At 57.3% G+C, this 21,951-nt stretch carries 25 protein-coding genes; 10 read left to right on the top strand and 15 right to left on the bottom strand.

Features of this window, described 5'->3' with window-relative positions; genetic code table 11:
- The 3 genes from CU102_RS27400 to CU102_RS27390 all read right to left on the bottom strand — a co-directional run.
- Positions 1-226 (bottom strand): aldehyde dehydrogenase family protein (locus tag CU102_RS27400; RefSeq protein ID WP_146146461.1); only part of this gene is annotated, 226 nt, incomplete at its 3' end.
- 193 nt (positions 227-419) lie between these two features.
- Entirely contained in the window at positions 420-1,394 is a 975-nt protein-coding gene (locus tag CU102_RS27395) for a GAF domain-containing protein (RefSeq protein ID WP_106714207.1), read from the bottom strand.
- 97 nt (positions 1,395-1,491) lie between these two features.
- Positions 1,492-3,768, bottom strand: coding sequence for an NADP-dependent malic enzyme (locus CU102_RS27390; RefSeq protein ID WP_425351613.1), 2,277 nt, complete (start codon positions 3,766-3,768; stop codon positions 1,492-1,494).
- Positions 3,769-4,004: 236 nt separating this feature from the next.
- Here CU102_RS27390 and CU102_RS27385 point away from each other — a divergent pair, with 236 nt between their 5' ends.
- From CU102_RS27385 to CU102_RS27350, 8 genes are all read left to right on the top strand, one after another.
- Positions 4,005-4,829 (top strand): class I SAM-dependent methyltransferase, encoded by an 825-nt coding sequence (locus CU102_RS27385; RefSeq protein WP_106714206.1) that lies wholly within the window; start codon positions 4,005-4,007, stop codon positions 4,827-4,829.
- 91 nt (positions 4,830-4,920) lie between these two features.
- Positions 4,921-6,477: a LuxR C-terminal-related transcriptional regulator gene (locus CU102_RS27380; RefSeq protein WP_106714205.1), complete on the top strand. Its 1,557-nt coding sequence runs from the start codon at positions 4,921-4,923 to the stop codon at positions 6,475-6,477.
- A gap of 127 nt (positions 6,478-6,604) precedes the next feature.
- On the top strand, positions 6,605-7,084 hold the full coding sequence (locus tag CU102_RS27375; RefSeq protein WP_106714204.1) for a carboxymuconolactone decarboxylase family protein: 480 nt from the start codon (positions 6,605-6,607) through the stop codon (positions 7,082-7,084).
- A gap of 34 nt (positions 7,085-7,118) precedes the next feature.
- Positions 7,119-7,481, top strand: a complete 363-nt coding sequence (locus tag CU102_RS27370) for a nuclear transport factor 2 family protein (protein WP_208113909.1) — start codon at positions 7,119-7,121, stop codon at positions 7,479-7,481.
- 140 nt (positions 7,482-7,621) lie between these two features.
- Positions 7,622-7,963: a hypothetical protein gene (locus CU102_RS27365; protein ID WP_106714203.1), complete on the top strand. Its 342-nt coding sequence runs from the start codon at positions 7,622-7,624 to the stop codon at positions 7,961-7,963.
- Positions 7,964-8,044: 81 nt separating this feature from the next.
- On the top strand, positions 8,045-8,320 hold the full coding sequence (locus CU102_RS27360; RefSeq protein WP_106714202.1) for a hypothetical protein: 276 nt from the start codon (positions 8,045-8,047) through the stop codon (positions 8,318-8,320).
- Between the two features lie 250 nt (positions 8,321-8,570).
- Positions 8,571-8,750, top strand: coding sequence for a Flp family type IVb pilin (locus CU102_RS27355; protein WP_106714212.1), 180 nt, complete (start codon positions 8,571-8,573; stop codon positions 8,748-8,750).
- A gap of 172 nt (positions 8,751-8,922) precedes the next feature.
- A complete protein-coding gene (locus CU102_RS27350) occupies positions 8,923-9,312 on the top strand; it encodes a DoxX family protein (RefSeq protein WP_106714201.1) in 390 nt (129 codons plus the stop codon).
- Here CU102_RS27350 and CU102_RS27345 read toward each other — a convergent pair.
- The 7 genes from CU102_RS27345 to CU102_RS27315 are packed head-to-tail and all read right to left on the bottom strand — an operon-like array spanning position 9,309 to position 16,381.
- Positions 9,309-10,142, bottom strand: a complete 834-nt coding sequence (locus tag CU102_RS27345) for a 5-deoxy-glucuronate isomerase (protein ID WP_106714200.1) — start codon at positions 10,140-10,142, stop codon at positions 9,309-9,311. The two genes, CU102_RS27350 and CU102_RS27345, sit on opposite strands and share 4 nt — an antisense overlap.
- A 2-nt stretch (positions 10,143-10,144) precedes the next feature.
- Positions 10,145-11,125: a mannonate dehydratase gene (locus CU102_RS27340; protein WP_106714199.1), complete on the bottom strand. Its 981-nt coding sequence runs from the start codon at positions 11,123-11,125 to the stop codon at positions 10,145-10,147.
- Positions 11,126-11,137: 12 nt separating this feature from the next.
- Entirely contained in the window at positions 11,138-11,941 is an 804-nt protein-coding gene (locus tag CU102_RS27335; RefSeq protein WP_106714211.1) for an ABC transporter ATP-binding protein, read from the bottom strand.
- Positions 11,942-11,949: 8 nt separating this feature from the next.
- Positions 11,950-12,780 (bottom strand): ABC transporter ATP-binding protein, encoded by an 831-nt coding sequence (locus tag CU102_RS27330; RefSeq protein WP_106714198.1) that lies wholly within the window; start codon positions 12,778-12,780, stop codon positions 11,950-11,952.
- Positions 12,781-12,785: 5 nt separating this feature from the next.
- Positions 12,786-13,694 carry an ABC transporter permease gene (locus CU102_RS27325; RefSeq protein WP_106714197.1) on the bottom strand — a complete coding sequence of 303 codons (909 nt, stop codon included), beginning with the start codon at positions 13,692-13,694 and terminating at the stop codon, positions 12,786-12,788.
- Positions 13,691-14,752, bottom strand: coding sequence for an ABC transporter permease (locus CU102_RS27320; protein WP_166648607.1), 1,062 nt, complete (start codon positions 14,750-14,752; stop codon positions 13,691-13,693). Before CU102_RS27320 ends, CU102_RS27325 begins: the two co-directional genes overlap by 4 nt.
- A 24-nt stretch (positions 14,753-14,776) precedes the next feature.
- On the bottom strand, positions 14,777-16,381 hold the full coding sequence (locus CU102_RS27315) for an ABC transporter substrate-binding protein (RefSeq protein ID WP_106714196.1): 1,605 nt from the start codon (positions 16,379-16,381) through the stop codon (positions 14,777-14,779).
- Between the two features lie 274 nt (positions 16,382-16,655).
- Here CU102_RS27315 and CU102_RS27310 point away from each other — a divergent pair, with 274 nt between their 5' ends.
- Positions 16,656-17,384, top strand: coding sequence for a FadR/GntR family transcriptional regulator (locus CU102_RS27310; protein WP_106714195.1), 729 nt, complete (start codon positions 16,656-16,658; stop codon positions 17,382-17,384).
- A 100-nt stretch (positions 17,385-17,484) separates the two neighbouring features.
- Positions 17,485-18,399, top strand: a complete 915-nt coding sequence (kdgD, locus tag CU102_RS27305; protein WP_106714194.1) for a 5-dehydro-4-deoxyglucarate dehydratase — start codon at positions 17,485-17,487, stop codon at positions 18,397-18,399.
- A gap of 21 nt (positions 18,400-18,420) precedes the next feature.
- Here kdgD and CU102_RS27300 read toward each other — a convergent pair whose 3' ends face one another.
- From CU102_RS27300 to CU102_RS30030, 5 genes are all read right to left on the bottom strand, one after another.
- A complete protein-coding gene (locus tag CU102_RS27300; protein ID WP_106714193.1) occupies positions 18,421-19,191 on the bottom strand; it encodes an amino acid ABC transporter ATP-binding protein in 771 nt (256 codons plus the stop codon).
- Positions 19,192-19,203: 12 nt separating this feature from the next.
- Complete coding sequence (locus tag CU102_RS27295) at positions 19,204-19,869, bottom strand: amino acid ABC transporter permease (RefSeq protein ID WP_425351612.1); 666 nt, start codon at positions 19,867-19,869, stop codon at positions 19,204-19,206.
- Between the two features lies 1 nt (position 19,870).
- Entirely contained in the window at positions 19,871-20,533 is a 663-nt protein-coding gene (locus tag CU102_RS27290) for an amino acid ABC transporter permease (protein ID WP_106714208.1), read from the bottom strand.
- A gap of 65 nt (positions 20,534-20,598) precedes the next feature.
- The gene (locus CU102_RS27285) at positions 20,599-21,399 is read right to left on the bottom strand and encodes a transporter substrate-binding protein (protein WP_245425609.1); all 801 of its coding nucleotides are present in this window, start codon (positions 21,397-21,399) and stop codon (positions 20,599-20,601) included.
- A gap of 187 nt (positions 21,400-21,586) precedes the next feature.
- The gene (locus CU102_RS30030) at positions 21,587-21,733 is read right to left on the bottom strand and encodes a hypothetical protein (RefSeq protein WP_166648606.1); all 147 of its coding nucleotides are present in this window, start codon (positions 21,731-21,733) and stop codon (positions 21,587-21,589) included.
- Positions 21,734-21,951 lie beyond the last annotated feature (218 nt).

The following is a 21,951-nucleotide window of genomic DNA, read 5'->3' as shown; positions in this document are numbered from 1 at the left end:
GGCTTGTGCGACCCCAGGCTTCCTTGGCGGCATGTGCTGCATCCAGTGCAGCCTCGACATCGGTTGCATCGGATCTGGCGATTTCGCAAAGCACCTGACCGTTTACCGGCGACGTGTTGTCGAAGTACCGTCCGGATTTCGGCTCAACGAACTGTCCGTTGATGAAATTGCCGTAACGCTTCTTGAAATTGGGTTTGACTGTGCGGTTGAATTCTACCTTGTTCATCGATTTCCTCCCTTGGAACGCCCGCCCCGCCGTATCGCCGGAGCAGAGCACGTTTGCGCTGAAAACACCGCCTCCCGCGGTATCGAAGGAAGGATTGCGCCCCGCAGCCTTCATGTCAGCCCGGTCGGGACAGGTTCCATTGCGATCTGTCGCAGTATTGCGACAGTCCGGCGTATGAAATGGTGGCAAGAAGTCAGGAAAGGCCAAACCGTTTCAGCTTGCGATGCAAGGTAGCGCGGCTGATGCGTAAATGTTCAGCGGCAGCGGAGACATTGCCGCCAGTGCGCGCCAAAGCGCGTTGGATGGCGCCACGTTCAGCATTGGCATAGTCAAGTTCGGCATTGCTGTGCTGGCCGAGGAGATCGGTGGCCGGCAGCGGTCTGCTCAGCAACTCGTCTGTCAGACCAAGGAGCTGGCGAGCAGAGCGGGAAGCGCCGACCACGAGATCATCATCATCCACGGCGATCAACGCACTCATTGCCTTTTCGCCCATTGGTTCGCCCGCTCCATTCGCCAGTACGATGCGCGCCTTCGGAAACGCCAGCCTGAAATGTTCGGCTTCCACCCGCCGTGCAGCATCGACGACAGCAAAAGAAATCAATCGAACGAAATCTTCGGTCAAATCCCTGCGGGCCGATGACACATCGATCGCCGCCATCAGTCGGCCGCGATGGTCAAAAATGGGAGCCACGGTGCACGAAAGCGCCGTGTTTTTGCTGCGGAAATGCTGATCCCGGTGGATCGTCAGCGCTCGCTGTTCGGCGAGTGCAGTACCGATGCCATTGGTACCTTCCCGCTGCTCGCTCCACACCGCTCCCGTCCAAAGACCAATCTTGTAGAATGTCGCATCGTCGCCCTCATAGCCGCGGCGGTCGACCGGCACACCGTCCTTGTCAGCCAGCAGCACACAGCAGCCGGCGCCGCCGACCGCTGAATAGAGCCGGTCGAGGCTTGCCTGCGCGGTGTGGATCAGCGAGCCGAGCCGTTCGCGGGCTTCTTTCAATTCCTGTTCGGTCAGGACGTCGGGCTTGGTGCCCTCTTCGGGATCCAGGCCATAAAGGCGCATCGACCGTCCCCAGGATGCCACCAGAGCAGATTGCGCGGCAGCGTCCCCGGTCAGGGCAGACTGGATTTGTTCGGCGTGCACGCCGTTCTCAAGCGTCCCCATGGTCTCCTCCCGAAGTCCAGACGATCGTCCGCCCCTAGCCTAGGGCAGTTCGACTTCACGTCAAGTCGTGACAACCGGCGCTCGATAAGCCGTGCTGTCAAACCTCCAGGGCTTCGGCCGCCGCAATCGCCGACATGTTGACGATGCCCCGGCTTGTTACCGACGGGGCCAGGATGTGTGCCGGGCGCTTCGTCCCCATCAGAATCGGCCCTACCGCAAGGGCATTGTTGAGCTCCGCAAGCAATGTCATCGAAACGTTCGAAGCTTCCAGCGACGGGAAGATCAACAGGTTTGCTTCGCCCTGGAATGCCGACTGGGCAACATAGCGCTCGCGCAACTCGCCGTTGATGGCAAGATCGCCCTGCATCTCGCCTTCGACGAGCAAATCGGGCGCGACCCGCTTCAGCCTGGTATAGACTTCGCGCATTTTCTCCGATGAAGCGCCTTCGCGCGAGCCGAAATTCGAGTAGCTCAACAATGCCGCCCTGGCCTCGATGTTGAACCGCTTGAGGTGGTCGCGGGCCTGCAGTGCAATCTGGACAATCTCCTCGGCGGTCGGGTCGATGTTCATATAGGTGTCGGCAAGGAAGAACACGCCTTTTGACATGATGAGCATCGACAGTGCAGACAGTTGCGCTGAGTCATCGGCGAGGCCGATGATTGACCGGATATCGCGGGCATGCTTGATGAAGCTGCCCTGCAAGCCGCATATCAGAGCATCGGCCTCTCCGCGATGGACAGCCAAAGCGCCGATCACAGTCGTATTGGTGCGTACGATCGTGCGGGCCGTGTCGAGCGTGACACCCTTGCGCCCGACGAGGTCATGAAAGAGGCTTACATAATCGCGATAACGCGGATCGTCCTCCGGATTGATGATCTCGAAATCGCGCTCCGGCCTGATAGTGAGGCCGAAGCGCTCGATCCGATGCTCGATGACGGACGGCCGGCCAATAAGAACCGGCCGGCCAATGCGTTCTTCCAGGATCACCTGCGTGGCGCGCAGGACACGCTCATCCTCACCATCCGCAAACGCAATGCGCTTCCCCTGACCTTGGGCGCGCTCGATCATTGGTTTCATGACCAGTCCGGAACGGAAGACGAAGCGTTTCAGGCTGTCCTGGTAGGCGCGCATGTCCTGGATTGGACGACGCGACACCCCGCTGTCCATTGCAGCTTGTGCAACCGCTGGGGCAATGCGCAGGATCAAACGCTGGTCGAATGGCGAAGGAATGAGATAGCCGCTGCCGAATGTGGCAGAGGCGTCACTGCCCAGGGATTCCAGAACAGGCTCGTGCGCCAGTTGCGCAATGGCGTAGGCCGCCGCCCGCTTCATGTCATCATTGATCGTCGTCGCGCCAGCGTCGAGCGCGCCGCGGAAGATGAATGGAAAACACAGGACGTTGTTGACCTGGTTCGGATAATCGGATCTCCCGGTACAGATCATCGCGTCGGGCCGCTCGGCGATCGCCAGTTCCGGCATGATTTCCGGTATGGGATTGGATAGCGCCAGGATCAACGGATCACGCGCCATCTCCCGGATCATTTCCGGTTTCAGAGCGCCCGCCGATGACAGGCCAACATAGATGTCAGCGCCCGCCATGACATCGGCCAGTTCGGTTGCATCCGTGTCCTGGGCGAACGCGCCACGCCAGCGGTCCACGGAGTTTGCCCGCTTCTTGGTGACGAGGCCTTGCCGGTCAGCAAGATAGATATTCTCCCGTCTCGCCCCGACTGTCTCCAGCATGTTCATGCAGGCTATCGCTGCTGCACCTGCGCCCGATGTGCAGATCTTCACTTCGGCGATATTTTTGCCAACGAGCTTCATGGCATTGAGGACGGCTGCAGCGACGATGATCGCCGTGCCGTGCTGGTCGTCGTGGAACACGGGGATGTTCATGCGAGCTCGCAGGTTCTCTTCAATGTCGAAGCAATCGGGAGCCTTGATGTCCTCCAGATTGATGCCACCGAAACTCGGCTCAAGCGGTGCAACGATCTCGATGAATTTCTTCGGGTCGGTCTCGTTCACCTCGATGTCGATGCTGTCGATCCCGGCGAATTTCTTGAAGAGAACCGCCTTGCCTTCCATGACCGGCTTGCTAGCCAGCGCCCCGATATTGCCGAGACCGAGTACTGCGGTGCCGTTGGAAATGACCGCCACAAGATTGCCCTTGGAAGTATAGGAGTAGGCCTTCTCCGGATCAGCGGCGATTTCCTCGCATGGCGCCGCAACCCCAGGTGAATAAGCCAATGCGAGGTCGCGCGCATTGGCCAACGGCTTGCTCGGCGTAATCTCAAGCTTGCCCGGCTTCGGGTGTTCATGGAAATGCAGCGCAGCGTTACGCAAACTCGCTTTCGGGTCTTGAGACACCATCATTTACTCCCTTACAGTTCGGACGTATGCCGAAATTACGTTGGCCCGGCCTGCTCTGGCTGACTAGCCGGAATCTACGATAAACTGTTTGCCTGCACGTTCAACTGTACGTTCGTCTACTGCGATTCTGGTCGGTCGAACCCGTGTTCCCGGTCTGGCTGCATATATCGTTTCCAAAGAGGAAAGCGTATACTGAGACCGGTTACCAACATACGTCTCAGTTTCGGATTGGAGCGGCCATGACCACCGAAGAAGAGGTCGCAAGACATTACACGCACGGAACGCTTGAGCGGACAATTCTTGAAGCGCTGACCGCGAGCGGCAAGGATATTGACACTCTTGTTGCCTCCGATATTTCGGCGCTGGATGAGCTTCATCTCGGTTGGCGTACTGCGACTGTCGAGCTCGGCAAGGATATCGGGCTTGAGCCGCATATGCACCTGCTCGATGTTGGTTCCGGCATTGGCGGTCCCGCTCGCTACTTTGCCGAGACATATGAGTGTCGCGTCACCGGTGTTGATCTGACCGATGAATTTGTTGAAGTTGCAGAGGCTTTGACGAGTCGCTGCGGCCTTGACGATCGAGCGGAATTCCACCAGGCGAGTGCCTTGGCCCTTCCCTTCGAGGACCGGAGTTTCGATGCAGCGAGCATGATCCACGTAGGAATGAACATTGAGGACAAGAAAACCTTGTTTGCCGAAGTACATAGGGTGCTGAAGCCGGGTGCGCGATTTGGCGTTTACGACGTCATGCGCATGCAGGATGCGGCGCTTGGCTACCCCATGCCGTGGGCCGACACCATCGCCACAAGTTTCGTTGAACCACCCGAAAACTACCGGCGGCTGCTGGTGGCTGGTGGGTTTGAAATCGAGCACGAATGCTCACGCCGTGAGCTTGTACGAACGCTCGTGCGCGAAATGCGCGAAAAAGCTGAGACAAGCGGACCTTCACCCCTTGGCCCGCACGTTGTAATGGGTCCCTCAGCAAAAACGCGGCTGGGGAACGTGTTTGACGCGCTCGAGAACGGCGTGATCGCGCCGATTGAAATTATCGCCAGGGCATGAACCTCAACCAAACCGGCGATCTGGATATCAAAGCTGCGGCTGGTAGCGCGTCACCAGACATTCCGGCTTGGCCCAGACTGGGTGGTCTCACGTGAGAACGGTCGACACCAGATATGCGCGAAATGGCGACGTTCGCATTGCCTATCAGGTTATCGGCCAAGGGTCGCTCGACCTGGTATTCGTACCGGGATTTGTGTCCAATCTTGAAATTCTTTGGGAGGACCCAGGCTTCGCACACCTGGTCAAACGCCTTTCTGCTTTCTCAAGGCTTATCCTGTTTGACAAACGTGGAACCGGCCTGAGCGACCGGTTTAATCCGTATGGTTCGCCAAGCCTTGCAGCCCAGGTCGACGATCTGCTTGCTGTATTGAATGCTGCGGGCAGTGGTAGAACTGCCTTGCTCGGCGAAGCTGACGGCGTAGCCGTTTCGCTGCTTTTTTCAACGACCCATCCGCAACGCACGCGGGCATTGGCGCTTTATGGTGGCTATGCTCATTTTTACGGCTCAGTCATGCAGGGGCAGTTTCTTGCGGAGTTCCTGCAAAAAATTGATACAGACTGGGGGCGTGGTATGACACTGCAGCGGTTCTCGGCAAGCCGTGCCGATGATCAACGTTTCAGTGCCTGGTGGGGACGGCTTGAAAGGCTTTCGGCGAGCCCTTCATCGGCAATGGCGCTGGCACGAATGAGCGCCAGCATCGACATTCGCGATAGATTGTCGAAAGTCCAGGTGCCAACGATGGTCGTCCACAGGATGGGCGATGTTCATGTGAACCCGGATGGCGGACGCTTTCTGGCAGCCAATATTCCTGGCGCAACCTTTACCGGTCTTCCCGGCAACGACCATCCGATCTGGATGGGTGATATCGATCGTATGGCAGATACGGTCGAGGAATTCCTGACCGGAGAGCGGCGCGTCCCGAGCGGCGGCCGTGTCCTTGTCGCGTTGCTTATCGTGCGGGTCCTCGGCGCGAGACAATTGCCTGACGGGATCAATGATCAGCAGCGGCGCGAACAGCTGGCGAATTTCCGTGATCTTGCAACCAATCTGTTGGTCCTGCACGGCGGGCACGTCCTAAACTGGGACCTGGAGAGAATCACTATCCGGTTCGACGGTGCCGCACGGGCGGCACAATGTGCGTTGGCGCTGCGAGACCTTGCCGAGACATCATCGCTGCGTCTCGCCCAGGGTGTTCATGCAGGCGAGATCGAGGCGTCGGGCGACCTCGCTAGCGGATTTGCCATCCACGTGGCCGAGCGTGTTGCAGCGGCTGCCCAGTCAGGATCTGTGCTTGTGTCCAGCGTTGTTGCCGAATTGGCGAAGGGATCGGGCCTGCGCTTCGTTGAGAGTTGCACTGTCGACATCGATGGGTTTGATGCTCCGGTGCGTCTTCTTTCGGTTGCCGCCGAGCAGCATCTTGAACCGGTCAGGCACCACAAGGCCGAGCCGTCGCTGGCCGCGTTGACAGTGAGGGAGCGAGAAGTCCTGCATTTGGTCGCCGATGGCATGAGCAATGCCGCCATAGCGTCGCGGCTCGATCTAAGCGAGCACACGGTGAAGCGCCATGTCGCCAATATGCTGCTCAAGCTGGATTTGCCGACGCGGACCGCTGCTGCCGCTTTCAGCGCCCGTCACGCCAAGGCCTAGCAACTGGTTCTTTGGAGCCATTGTGAGGCTGGTTCTTTCAGGTGAAGCCGAAGACCGCCGAAGCGACTATCCTCGGCACTGAGAAGCTGCAAGATTGCCGCGCTTTCAATGAAAAAGGGAGGAGAAAATGTTCAAGATCAGCTTGCCGAAGACCGTATTGATCATCACGGCCGGTATATGTGCGCTGTCCATGACAACGCCGGTTTCAGCCGAGGATGCTGCAGCCCAGGCTGCATACAAGGATATCGAGAAGACCCTTGGCTCCGTTCCTACCATGTTCAAGATCTTGCCGGAAACGGCAGTCGCAGGAGCCTGGGCCGAAATCAAGTCGGTTCAGCTCAATCCGGAGACGCAGCTTGACGGCAAGACGAAGGAGTTGATCGGGCTGGCAGTCGCATCACAGATCCCGTGCCAGTATTGCATCTATTTTCATACCGCGGCTTCCAAGGCCAATGGCGCAACGGACGAACAAGTTCGCGAGGCTGTCGCCATGTCTTCGATCGTACGCCACTGGAGTACAATGCTGAATGGAATGCAGGTCGACCTTGCCACCTTCAAGGATGAAACTGACGCGTTGATGAAGCATGCAGCCGCTGCGAAGAAATAACGAGATCGACAACGAGAATTCGATGGAGGCAGGAATGTCCGTACAAACGATGGAGAGCATTGGCGCTTCTCTGAAGACTGCAATCGAAGGCCGCGACGGCCGAAAACTCGCCGGCCTTTACGCCAGTGACGCGGTCCTGCGCGTGATGGACCGCAACAATCCGCCCAGCAAGCCGCGGGAAATCAAGGGCAGAGCGGCAATTGCAACATTCTGGGACGACATTTGCAGCCGGACCATGACCCACAAGGTCGACACCAGCATAGCTGAGGGGGAGCGTCTCGCCTTCACCCAGGATTGCACCTATCCGGATGGAACGAAGGTATTCTGCATTGCTGTTGTGGACCTGAAGGACGGATTGATCGCAAGACAAACGGTCATTCAGGCCTGGGACGAATAATGCAGGTGCCTTGTTGTTGATGCAGCCTCCGCCTGGCGGCTGCACCAACACATGGCAAGGCATTTTGCGAGCCTTGTATTCCGCCGACAGACATAGTTGATTGTTTTCCAGCGGATTGTCGTTCGGCAAGGGGTGCAAAAATGAACATAAAAGATCACGACGAACATCTCATAGAATCGGTATTTCGTAATGGCACAATAACCGTCGTCGGCGTCGTGCTTTCGTTTTCTCTCGGTTTCCTCACACAATGGGCAAGCAACCCGATCCCCTGGAGACTCACGGATCTGCCAACCCTCATTCTCATTTCGATAGGGATCGTCCTTCAATTGCGATCGCTGGCCTTGCTGTTGAAAACCGAGTCACTGAAAAAGGCCGTTTACGACAGGGCCAGCAGGTTGTTTCTGAGCGGTGTGATTGTATCCGGGTCAGGCGTTTTTCTGGCAATTCTTATCGACACCGTCCGGTTACTCGCAGAGCGTTAACCGACACTTGTAATCATCCCTCGCCGCCCCTTGATTTGCCGTCGAGAGCCTGTTGAGTTGCGGGTCCTCGAGGAGAGTGAAATGCGCCTAGAAACTGATTTGTCCGAGGCCAGAAATGGCCGGTTTTCACGCGAACCTGTGCCATCCCACTGGCCGCGCGGTGTCAAACAACTATCGATTAAAGGGAGCGCCTTGTTTGGCGTTCACGAGGAAACCGGGAACCTTTATTGGGATGGCAAACTGGTACAGACCAGCAACCGACTTGCCAATTTCGAACGGGGCCTCGGCGTCGTGCTTGTGGCATCGATGGTATCCTTAGCGATGTTCGATGCGATCCGGTTCTTTCTCGGACTTTAGACGCCCTCCCCTCGTTCTGATTTTCATTAGAATTCTCCCGTTGCGGACGCGAAGTTTTGCGCCAATACTCCGCGTGGCAAAGAATTAATACAAATGAAATCAATCAAACTAACACGGTATTAAGCACAAACTGCAGTAACGTTCTGTCAACCATATTCCTTAAGCAGGCTGCAATCGCTGGCGATCTAAATTCACGACGGTTCAACGAAACCAAGTCAACAAATGACCAGCCAAACAGGGATACATGATCATGAACAAACTCTTTGCACGCTTCCTGAAAGATGAGTCCGGCGCAACTGCCATCGAATACGGCCTGATTGCAGCCCTCGTCTCCGTCGGCATCATCACCGGCGCGACCGCTCTCGGTTCGAGCATCAATACGACGTTCGAGAGCCTCGGAACAACAATGACCACTGCTGCTCCTCAGTAATGATGGTTGGGGCTGTCCCGAAAGGGGCGGCCCCAATGCTTCCTCCAGTCGCGAGCCACCTTCGGGTGGCTTTTTCATTTCAGACAATGAATAAATTGATTGCATCTGGTGTTTGACTTGTGAAGTCGGAAAACTGGCAGCCGCCGAGAGTGTTCGTTTCGTGGAGGGGAGCATGGAAAGATTTCAGGCACCGGTCGCGCTGCTTGCGAGGCTGTTTCTCGCCTATATCTTTGTCATCGAAGGCTGGGGAAAGATCAGCAACTACGCGATGACCGGCGATTATATGGAAACCAACGGTGTCTCTGCGAAGTTGCTGCCCCTGGTTATCCTAACCGAACTGGGCGGCGGAATCCTGATTGCTGCAGGCTTCATGACACGTTATGCGGCAGTTGCACTTGCCGGGTTTTGTCTGCTGACGGCCATCCTGTTCCATACGGAATTCGACAATTTTGAACAGGTCATCAATTTCAACAAGAACATCGCCATGGCCGGCGGGTTTCTGGCGATCGTGGCGTTCGGGCCAGGTTCCTGGTCGATCGATGCCTGGCGCAAGCGGAGCTAACGAAATTTTGCCCGCATGGCATCGATGCCGGGAATTGTTGCCATCAGCGGGCGATGAACTTCCTCGAAGTTCTGCACAAGTGAGCGCTGCGTCTTGCCGACCAGAATGGTGAAGATATAGGAAGCATGGCCGGGCGATGTCGCAGTCGGATGGTAGCCCGTCGAGAATGCAAATGTATCGCCAGGCCGCGTCACATATGCCTGCGGTTCGTTACCGTCTTCATACCAGAGCTGCGTGCCAAAACCGGACGGCGGATCGAAACGCCAATGGTAGAGCTCCTGATGTGCTGTCTCGCCCGGTTGGTCCGTATCATGCTTGTGCGGTGGATAGCCTGACCAGCAGCCTTCGTCGGCGTAAAGTTCACTCACCAGCAGGCGTCCGACGTGATCAGCCTGCCTGTTGCCGAGAATATGGAAGATACGCCGGCGCGATTTGGTCTCGTTTGAGCCCACATCGACCATGTCAACCTCATCGGGCGTGACGCGAAATGGCGCCATCCGCCCATCCCAGCGGCCTCCCGCAATGGCAATCTCGCAATCGCCCAGTGCAATGATTTTGACCTCTGTGTCGGGTCCGGCATAGACGGAATCTGCCGCACCGGACCAAACATGGGTGCGCCTGCCGACCGCGTCGAATTTCACGCCATCGACCGAGACATCACAGCTGCCCGAAAGCGGAACGATCGCAGTTTCGAACTCGGCCAGCTGATAGGTATGCACGCCACCGGTGGCCAATTTCACCAGGTTGAAGTAAATCAGTTCGGCCGGTGCGCCGCCGCCAAGTATAGCTTCGTTGCGATTATCGTAGGCGCGGATCAGCTTCGCCGGCATTGCTATTGGGCCTCGCTGTTCAGAACCTGCAGCAGCGCCGCGATATAGCCGTAGGTGAAGGCGAACGCCGTATTCTGCGGATCACGCCCGGAGACTTGCGGCACATGGTCCGGCATGATCATGTATCGGTACCCGACCTCCGCATAGGTCTTGAGCGAGCGCCACATATCCATGTCGCCTTCCTCGGGAAAGGTCTCCATGAACGATAGTTTACCGCCGCGAATGTTGCGGAAATGCACATTGAACAACTTGCCGCGCTCACCGAACCAGCGAATGACGTCGAAAATTTCTTCAGCTGGATTGTCGAGCATCTCCCCGACCGTGCCTTGGCAGAAATTGAGACCGTGATAGGGGCTCTCACGCATCATCACGAACTTCTTCAACCCTTCAACAGTACCGAGAACACGGGTCACGCCTCGATAGCCTGGTGGCGTATAAGGGTCATGCGGGTGGCAGGCTAGACGCACCTTGCTGGCCTCGGCGACCGGCACGACGCGTTCAAGAAAATGGTCGATGCGCTCCCAGTTTTCCTCCTCGCCGACGACCCCGGCGATTGTCGGCGGCGCTTCGTGATCAGCCTTGTCCCAGCGAAAAGCATCGTTGCGTGATCCGCCCCTGCCCGTCTCGAGTTCCGTGCGCGGGATACCGATAATGTTGAGGTTGTATTTCACTGCAGGAATGCCGGCCGCGCCGGCGCGTTCGATCAGGCGGCAAATCGAGTCGATCTGCCGTTCGCGTTCAGGGCCTGCAGACAGAATGTCAGGGCTGTACTGCTTTTCGATGACATGCGAGCTCAGCGGCAACTGAATCATGTCCAGCGACAGTCCGAATCCCGCCAAGTGATCACGGTGCCTCTCAAGAATGTCCGACGTCCAATCGTGCGGGTTACCAGTTGGATCGGCGCAGACATGCTCGATCCCCAGCTGTGCCATCACGCGATAGTCATCATCGTCGCGCGCTCGAAATTGAGTGCCTAGAAACATGTCCAACTCCTGTTAATTGCTGGAAGCTCGCGGTTGAGCAATGTCGCGCGGATCTTCGCCATAGGCTTCGCTGGCTGCGATCAGTTTCTTCGTGTAGCTCTTTGTTGCGCCACCATTGATGAGCGCATCGACGTCGAGGGTTTCGACAATCATTCCAGCATGCATCACAGCCGTTCGCTTGCACATGTGGGCGACGACGCCGAGATCGTGGCTGACCATGAGATATGTCAGTCCGCTCTCATCCTGGAGATCGCAAAGAAGGTTGAGAATTTCGGCCTGAACCGAGACATCCAGCGCCGATGTTGGTTCGTCCAGAAGCAGAATATCGGGCTGCGACATCAGTGCGCGGGCGATGGCAACGCGTTGTCTCTGTCCACCGGAAAGCTGGTGAGGATAGCGCCAGAGCAGTGTCCGGCTCAATCCGACTGAGTCGAGTGCCGCATGGCCCCGCGCTTCCGCATCAGGAATGTGCAGGATGCGCGCAGGTTCCATCAGCTGACGCCAGATCGTGTGGCGCGGATGCAGCGCCTCATAGGGATCCTGAAAGACCATCTGGACTTTACGGTAGAAATCCTTGCCGCGCCTGGCGCGAACATCTTCACCGGCGACGCGCATGACGTCGGCCTGGTTGGAGACGAGTCCTGTGATTGCCCGCAGGACTGTCGATTTGCCTGAGCCGGATTCGCCGACGAGGCCGAACGTTTCGCCGCGGTTGACGGAGAAGCTGACGTCGCTGACCGCGCGGCGCTCATCATCCCCTTCCCCGAACGTGACGACAAGGTTTTGGATTTCGATGATAGGCGTCTGACTGGTCATATTATCGTTTACCATGCTGCGTCACGCTTGAGGACTGGCAGTCGCTTGCGCGGCACATGAATGCGCGGCATCGCTTCTAGCAGGCCCCGCGTATAGGGATGCGTCGCCTGGTCAAGTTCACCTGCCTTCAGGGTTTCGACCACGCGGCCGCGATACATGATCAGGACGCGATCGCAGAAGCGACGCACGAGATTGAGATCGTGGCTAATGAAGATCAGGCCGAGCCCTCTCTTCTCAACCAGGTCATTGAGGAGATTGAGAATCTCCAGGCGGACGGTGACATCCAGTGCCGAGGTCGCCTCGTCCGCAATCAGGATTTCTGGTTCTGACACCAGCATCATCGCAATCATGATGCGCTGTCCCATGCCACCGGACATTTCGTGCGGATACATGCGGTAGACCCGTTCGGGATCACGTATCTGGACTGCGCCGAGCATGGCGACCGCTCTCTGGCGTGCATCCGACACCGAGGAGCGTGCATGGATGCGGTAGGCTTCTGCAATCTGCTCACCCACAGTGACGACGGGGTTGAGCGAGTATTTTGGATCCTGCATGATCAGGCCAATACGGCGCCCGCGAATGGCGTCCATGGTTCGTTCCGAGGCCTGGAGGATATCGATATCACCCAGTCTGATGTGTTCGGCCCGGACGATCGCAGCGGGAGGCGACAGGCGCATGATGGCACGGCCGGTCATGCTCTTGCCGGACCCGGACTCGCCGACGATACCAAGTTTCTCGCGTCCAAGGTCAAAGGACACGCCGCGAACCGCGTCGAAAACGCCGGCGGCACCATGGAAGCTGATCCTGAGATCACGGACGGAAAGCAGAGGGTTGTCCATGCCGCTTACTCCTGCCTTGGGTCGAGTGCGTCGCGCAGCGCATCACCGACCAGGTTGAAGGCGAGACTGACGGTCAGAATGGAGAGGCCGGGCATGGTTCCGACCCACCAGCTGTCAAGCATGAAGCGGCGGCCGGTGGAGACCATTGCACCCCATTCCGGGCTTGGCGGCTGGGCACCCAAACCGAGGAAGCCAAGACCGGCTGCCGTTAGAATGATGCCGGCCATGTTGAGTGTGATACGCACGATAACCGACGGCACGCAAAGCGGAGCAATATGACTGAGCACGATCCGCAGGTTAGATGCCCCCATTAGCCGGACCGCGGAAATATGATCGCGGTTGCGCAGGCTGAGGGATTCAGCCCGTGCGAGGCGGGCAATGGGCGGCCATTGCGTTAGCGCAATGGCAATGATCGCGTTGTTGAGGCTCGGTCCGAGAGCCGCCACAAAGGCGAGCGCCAGAATGAGGCTGGGAAATGACAGGAACAGCTCGGTGATGCGCATGAGGACCGTGTCGAGCCAGCCGCCATAGTAACCTGCGAGACATCCGACAATCAGACCGATCGGCGCGACGATGACGCTGACAATGGCGACGATGGAAAGTGTGATACGGCTCCCCCATAAGATGCGGCTGAGAATGTCCCGGCCCAACTCGTCCGTGCCAAGGAGATGCTGGCTGTTTGGAGCGACAAGCGTCTCGCGCAGGTTCTGCTCGAACGGCGAGTAAGGCGCCAGCCAGGGTACAAAAATGGCGATGAAAACAAGAAGCAGGATGATGATCAGACCGGCGATGCCAAGTGGATTGGAAGCAAGCCGCGTCCAGACATGCCAGACATTCTGAAAGGCCGCGTGGCTGGCGCTGCTTGGCTCTTCCGTTGTCAGCCAGGCTGTCAGGCCCTTACTATCGGTACTCATTGAATCCTCGGATCAAATATCTTGTAGAGCAGGTCGGAGATCACGTTGAGGGCAATGAATACGCAACCGATGATCAGCGTGCACGCGACGACCACATTCATATCGCCAATGACAAGCGCATTGGTGAGGTACTGGCCGAAGCCGGGCCATCCGAAAACGGTCTCGATCAGCACCGCTCCCTCCAGCATGCCGCCATAGGAAAGCGCAACGACCGTCACGAGCTGAACGCGTATGTTCTTGAAGGCGTGACGCCAGATGACGCCGCGGCGTGGCACACCCTTGGCGCGCGCCGTCGTCACATATTCCTGGCTCAACTGTTCGAGCATGAAGCTGCGGGTGATGCGGCTGATATAGGCAATCGACGCGTAGGCGAGTACCGAAGCCGGCAATATGATGTGCGATACGGCACTCCAGAATACGTCCATGTCCCCGGCAAGCAGCGCATCGATGAGCAGGAAGCCGGTAACATTCGGGACGATGTCCTCGTAGAACAGATCGACGCGGCCGGAACCGCCAACCCAGCCTAGTTTCGCGTAGAAAAGCATCAGCCCGACCATGCCGATCCAGAAAATCGGCGTTGAATGGCCAAGCAACGCGATAAGGCGCACCGCATGATCGGCGAAGCGTCCGCGATTGACGGCCGCGTAAACGCCAAGCGGAATGCCTATCCCGGCGCCGAGAATGATGGTCACGGTTGCAAGTTCAACCGTTGCAGGCAGAACCCGCGCGATATCATCCATGACCGGCCGTCCGGTCAGCAGCGTGCTGCCGAAATCACCATGCAGCAGGTTCTTGAAGAAAATCCAGAACTGCTGGAGCACCGGCAAGTCAAGGCCAAGCTCCTGGCGGACCTTGAGATAGGTTGCGCGGTCGGCGTCAGGGCCGACCACGGCGATGACAGGATCGACCGGCATCAGCCGTCCGATCACGAATGTGAGGAGCACCAGCAGGAAAAGTGTCGTGACAACACTGAACAGCGAGCCGCCGAAACGGCGATATTTCCGCAGACCCGGACGCCGCCTCGGCGTCCGGACTGCCGCTTCAACTTGATTGACCATATGCTGGCGACCTGACTCTGCTTCCTAGTCCTGCTTTTCGACCTGATCCCAGCGGGTCATCCAGCCAATATCGCCGACATAATTCTTGAGCCGAGCGCTCTTGGCGTAAGGATCGACACGCTGCGAAATCGGAATGACGGGCGGGCCGGCTTCTTCGAACAGCTTCAGTGCCTGCTCGTAGAGTTCGACACGCTTTTCTTCATTGTCGGTGATAGCGGAAGCTTCGTCGACCAGTTTGTTGACTTCCGGCAGCTCAAACGATGCACGCCATGCCTGCAGATTGGCGAGATTGGCGCCGTCCGTGTTGTCGGGGTTATATGCATGGGTACGGATCCAGCCGTCAGCATCGGTCTGCGCCGAAGACGCTGTGCGCCCGACGCCGAGCTGGAACTTCCGGTCGCGCATGGGCCCATAGGTTTGATCGCCATTACCGGTCTGGATCTCCACCTTGACTCCGGCAACCGCGAGATTCTCCTGGATGGCCGTGGCAAGGTCGGCATAGGGCGTGGAGTTGAGCGAGAGCAGCTGCTTGCTGAAGCCATTCCCGTACCCTGCAGCTGCCAAATCCTGCTTGCATTTCTCGGGGTCATACTTGTTGCCGATGTCCGGGAGGTAGCCCGGTATATCGGATGGCACGAACGTCGTTGCGCTCTTGCCGTAGTTCTTCATCACGACATCGTTGATGTCTTTGTAGTTGATGCAATAGCGAAGAGCCTTGCGCACTTCCGGCTTGGCGAATTCTGGATCCTTCGTGCTCATGATCAGGTAGTAGAAGCCTGAACCGACAAGCCGGTCGATGACGATATCCGGATTGCTGGCGAGGCCGTCAATGTCAGCGGAAACGAGCTGGAACCCAACGTCGAGATCGCCTTTTTCCAGCTGCAACCGCTCCGTCTGCGATTCCGGCAGGTGACGCACGAGCACCCGCTTCATCTTCGGCTCGCCGCCCCAGTACGTGTCGAAGCGGTTGAGCACGACGATGTCATTCGGGTTCCAGCGGTTCAAAGTGAACGGACCTGAACCTGCGGCATTGGATGCCAGCCAGCCGCGTCCCATGTCGCCGTCTTTTTCGTGCTTGGCGACGACTTCCTTGTCGAGCACGGCGCCATAGGCGCGTGTGAGTGCGCCGAGCTTAAGCGACGGTGCAACCGGCGTCGCTACTTCCATCACAAACGTCTTGTCGTCCTTCGCACGGAACTTCTGATCCACATTATCCGCGGTATAGCCCCAGTTGGCGTAGTAGGACTTTGCGAGCAGGCCAAGCTTGACCGCGCGCTGCAGGGAATAAGCGACATCACCTGCTGTAATCTTCCGTCCGCTCTGGAAGGTGGCCTTATCGTCCAGGGTGAATTCAATCGTGCCATCCGGCAAGATGTTCCATGACTTGGCCAGCAGGGGCAAAATCTTGCCCGGCGCTTGCGGATCGTTGCGGACCAGCGTGTCGTAGAGATTGGCGATGACGTGATAGGACTCATATGAATTGACATTGTGCGGGTCGAGGCTGGTCAAATTGACCATGTTCATGCCGATGACCAACTGGTCCTGCGGCGTCTTCGCCTCGGCAACGTTCATTGTCATGGCAACGACGATGGCGGCCGTTCCCGCCAGTAAGGCGCGTAAATGCGACATAGTTTTCCTCCCTATGAGCCGCGTTTTCTTATGTTGTATGACATCGTAGTATTGATTTGATCGAGGGGCAAGTCAAAATTTTGCAGCCGGCGGTAATGCTGGTGCAACTTTTGTAAAAGCTGCTGTGATTGGGCCAAAACAGTTGATTCCACAACGAAATTTCCCGCGGCAGTTCCCATTCAGTTAATATATGATATCTTACTTTCATGAAACGTCGTCGGCGTCCTCAATGAGGAGCAGACGAGGCGGCGGGGTATGAGCAGAGAAGGTATCGATGTCCGGTCTTGGGAAACGGGAAACGCTTACGGGTCAATTAGTTAAGGCAGTCGCCGAGCGGATAACCTCCGGTCATTACAAGCGGGGCGAACGGCTGCCGACCGAGCAGGAAATGATCGGCGAGTTCAATGTGAGTCGCACTGTCGTGCGCGAAGCCATCGCCAATCTGAAGGCCAAGGGGCTCGTCCACACGCAGCAGGGCATCGGCGCGTTCGTGCTCAAAGACATTCCGGCTGCCCCCTTTCGGATTGAGGAAGACAACCTCGAACTCGTCGAGGAAATCATCGGCGTTATGGAATTGCGGATTAGCATCGAGCTTGAAGCTGCGGCGCTGGCCGCGATGCGGCGCGACGAAGACGACCTCGCCAGGATCAAGGCCGCGCTCGATCTGATGAATGAAGCGATAGAGCGGGACGAGAGTTCGGTACATGCCGACCTCGAGTTTCATCGCGCCATAGCATCAGCGACCAAGAATCGCCATTTTCTAAGCATGTTCAACTATTTGGGAGAATTGCTGATTCCCCGGACGCGATTGCAGACCCACAGGCTCAATGGCTTGCCGCAGCGCGATTATCTGGCTCGCATCAATCGCGAACACGACCAGATCTATCAAGCCATCAAAGCCCAGGATGTGGAAGGCGCCCGTGCAGCCATGCGTCTCCACCTTGGCAGCAGCCGGGACCGCCTGCGCAGTAACGCGCTTCATGCGGACAAGAAATCAGCCTGAGTTCTACCGCACCCATTATTGCAAGGAAATGCATTTTCTAGTTGTATGATGACATACATGATGGTAGTCCTTGTCGCGTTCGATTTCAGATGAGGCTCCCATGCATTCCCAGACACTCAAGCAAACAATCAGCTCCGGACTGCTTTCCTTTCCCATCACCGATTTCGATGTGAACGGTGAATTTGTGCCGGGTTCCTACACGAAACGTCTCGAGTGGCTTGCACCCTATGGAGCATCGGCGCTTTTCGTTGGCGGGGGGACAGGTGAAGGCTTCTCGCTGACGCCGGCAGAGCATGAGGAGGTCGTGCGCACCGCGGTATCTGCCTGCGGCAAGGAAGTGCCAATCATTGCTGCCGCTGCCTACGGCACGCGGATAGCTGCGGAAATGGCGCGGAACGCCGAGAAAAACGGCGCTGCCGGATTGCTGCTCCTGCCGCATTACCTGACGGAAACGAGTGTCGAAGGCATTTGCCGGCACGTAGAGGCGGTATGTGCAGCGACCGGACTTGGCGTCATCGTCTATAACCGCAACGTGTGCAAGCTGAACGCCGAGGCACTTGAGCGTCTTGCTGAAAAATGCCCGAACCTGATCGGCTTCAAGGACGGTGTCGGCGAAATTGAGAACATGGTTTCAATCCGCCAACGTCTCGGCGATCGCTTTGCCTATCTCGGGGGGCTGCCGACGGCAGAGGTCTATGCGGAGGCCTACAAGGCCATGGGCGTAGATGTCTATTCATCGGCTGTCTTCAACTTCATCCCACGGACCGCCCTCGCCTTTTTCAAGGCGGTTACCGAGAACGATCGTGAAACCACGTCGAAATTGTTGAACGATTTCTTCCTGCCTTACATAGCGATCCGCAACCGCGTTCCCGGTTATGCGGTGAGCATCGTCAAAACAGGCGCATCGATTGTCGGTCGTTCCGCCGGACCAGTTCGCGCACCGCTGGTCGACTGCACGTCCCGGGACATGGAAGATCTCGGCTTGCTCGTCGAAAGACTGGGGCCGCAAGCCTGATTGGCTTTCGGTGCCGGATATTCAGCCGAAGCTTGAAGTCTTCAGGAATTCCGCAAGCCGTTCGCTCTTTGGCTTATGGAACATTTCCCGCGGATTGCCTTCCTCGCCGATGCGTCCCTGATTCATGAAGATGACGCGGTTGGAGACCTCATAGGCAAAACGCATTTCGTGGGTAACGAGCAGCATGCTCATGCCATCCTGCGCCAGCGTCTTGATGACCTGCAGCACTTCGTTGACGAGTTCCGGATCAAGGGCCGAGGTCACCTCGTCGAAAAGCATCAGTTTAGGGTTCATGGCGATGGCCCTGGCGATGGCAACACGTTGCTGTTGGCCGCCGGAGAGCTGGCCGGGGAAATTGTCAGCACGTGACCGCAGACCCACACGGTCGAGCCATTTCTCAGCAATGGAGCGCGCTTCCTCCTTGCTCAGCTTCTTCACTTTCATCAAGCCCAGCATGATGTTGCGCGCAGCCGTCATGTGCGGAAAGAGATTGAACTGCTGGAAGGCCATGCCCGTGAGTGCGCGCTGGCGTGCGATCTCCTTTTCGCTCTTGCGGCGACGCTGGCCGCCAACCATTTCGTAGCCGATCTCTTGGCCGTCGATGCTGATCGTGCCGCCCTGAAACTCTTCCAGCATGTTGATGCAGCGCAGCATGGTCGTCTTGCCGGATCCACTCGATCCGATGACGCTAATGACGTCGCCCTGCGTCATGGTGCAGTTGACACCTTTCAGGACCTCGACATCACCATAGCTTTTGTGCAGATCACGAATTTCGAGAAGATTGTTTGACATCGGAGGGCGGCCTTACGAGGGAACAGCGGTCTTGCGTTCGACATAGCGGCCGAAACGCTCGATGGCGTAGTTGATGACGAAATAGAGCAAGCCGGCGAACAGATAGAATTCGAGGCTCATGAATGCGCGCGAGATGATCTCCTGGGTGCGCAGCAGCAGTTCGGCAACGCCGATGATGGAGAGCAATGTCGATGCCTTGACCATTTCGGCAGCCGTATTGACCCAGGCCGGCAGGATCTGGCGAAGGGCCTGCGGACCTAGCACATAGGCAAAGGTCTGCGGAAAGGTCAGTCCGATTGCCTTTGCAGCTTCCGTCTGTCCCTTGGGGATGGATTGCAGCGCACCCCGGACAATCTCACCAACATGGGAGCTGCAGAATACCGCGAGCGCCAGCACGCCTGCCTGAAACGGGCCAAGATCGAGCCCGATTGTTCCGAGCACATAATAACTTGCGAGGACGAGTACCAGCACGGGTGTGCCACGGATGAAATCCGTATAGCCGCGTACGATCCAGCGCAGCGGCCGAACACCATAGGTCAAGGCGAGGCCGACAAATACGCCGAGGATCGTGCCGAAGCAGATCGCCAGAAGCGAGATGGAAATCGTCACGCCAAGTCCCTTGAGGATCGGTATTCGCGCAAGCCAGAGGATATCGAGAAAATGAGCAATATCCATCATGTCACCTCGGCAATGAAAGGCGGCGCTCGACCTCACGCATCAGCGCTGCGAGGATCGAACAGGTCAACACATAAAGGCAGCTCGCAACGATCCACGTCTCGATGACACGGAACGTCTCGACATTGATCTTGCGGGCCTCGAACGTGAGTTCCGGCACAGCAATCGCGGCGGCAAGCGAAGTGTCCTTGAACAGGGAGATGATGGTACTGCTCAGCGATGGCAGAACATTGCGGAACATCAGCGGCGCAATGATCGATGTGCGTATCTGCATTTCGGTGAGGCCGATGGCGAGTCCCGCTTCGCGCAGGCCGCCAGGAATGGACAAGAGCCCTGCGCGAAAGACTTCGGCGAGGTAAGCACCGGAATAAAGGGCGAGCGTGAAGACAAAGCTTTCGATCTTGCCAAGCCGGAAACCAAGTTGCGGGAGTGCGAAATACGTGAAGAGCACCAGCACCAGAATTGGCGTGTTGCGGATGATCGTCACGTAGGTTCCGGCTGGGCGCTTGATGAAGCCATTCTTCGAAATCAGACAGAATGCGGTAATGAGGCCGATCACCGCACCGATCAAAATAGCTCCAAATGCAAGGGCAAGACTAAGTGCCAGCCCCTCAAGCAAAAGGTCAAAGCTGCGCCAGACGGCAGCGAAATTCAGCGTGTAGCCCATGAAGCGCCCACCGTTCGAAAGCATGGTTCGCGGCTCCGGCGTAACCGGAACCGCGGATGTTCGGCCTATTTGAATTCAACCGGGAAGCCGATTTGCGGTGGCGTCAGATCCTTGCCGAACCAGGTCTTGAACGATTTCGCATAGAAGTCGAACTCGACGCCGGTCATTGCTTCGTGGAGTGCCGTATTAACGAAGTTCAACCAATCCTGGTCGCCGCGCTTGACGCCGCAGGCATAGGTCTGCGGGCTCCAGCCGTAGCCGGCATCCTTGTAGCGGCCCGGATTTTGCGTCATGTACCAGGCGAGGGACGATTGGTCGGTCGCCGCTGCGTCAGCGCGGCCGGATTCCAGGGCCTGGTAAATGAGATCGACCGATTCATACTGATCCACCTTGGCCTCTGGCAGAGCCGCATGGACCATGCTTTCGGCGTAGACATTCTGCAAAACAGAGATCGTTACGGCAGAGCCTGCAGCCTTCAGCGCAGCATAGTCCGCATGTTTGCTGTCGGCCTTCAGCATCAGGCCAACGCCTTCCCGGTAATAGGGGATGGTGAAGGCGATCTGTTGCGCCCGTTCACCGGTGACGGTCATGAACTGGCAAGTGATATCGACCTTGTCCGTGGTGATGTTCGGAATGCGTGCATCTGAAGACTGATTGACGAATTCGATCTTTTCGGGATCGTTGAAAAGCGCCTTGGCGATGATGTGACCCATGTCGACGTCAAAGCCTTGAAGCTTGTCGTCAACGCTCTTGAAGTGCCATGGCGCATTGGTGCTGCCGGTTCCGAGAACCAGATGTCCGCGCGCGAGGACTTCATCGAGTCTGCTCTTGGTTGCCTGGGCGTAAGCGCTGATCGAGGGCAGCATGGAAAACGCGGCAATGGTAGCCGCGATGAAAAACCGGTTGGACATTTTAGTTCCCCTATTCGTCCGAGCGAATGTTTTTATCTATATCCATTATAATGGAATATAGTACCTTATAATGGATTGCCAATAGAATGACAGGTGCTGCGACTTGTCAATAGCCTATTAACAAGGGAACGATTGTCTTGGGCTACATGCCGTTGGCGATGAGCTGCCCGTAGACCTCGACAGCCAGCCAGACCAGCGCCGCCAGACCCAACGAAACCGTCAAAATAGCGAGAACGGGGTAGCCTTGCCTGCCCTGTTTTGCGTCTTCGGCTTCGATACGTTTTGCCATGTCAAACCTCGTCGTTCTCATCCTGTTCAAGAGTTGAACGGACCCGCGCGCCGATTGTTCCGAAAGCGGAAACGACAAAAGCCCGCACCGATGAACTGACCCCCGAAAGTTGGACACCGACCTTCGGGGGTTTTGTATGTCCAAGTACAGCTTAGCGTTCAAGCAGTCCGTCATCGCCGCTTATGAGAGCGGCACGGAAGGGGCACGCGCAGTGGCGG

Origin of the sequence: Phyllobacterium brassicacearum (assembly GCF_003010955.1) — a bacterium.
Lineage (GTDB): Bacteria > Pseudomonadota > Alphaproteobacteria > Rhizobiales > Rhizobiaceae > Phyllobacterium > Phyllobacterium brassicacearum.
This window is presented reverse-complemented; position numbering and strand designations above follow the sequence as displayed.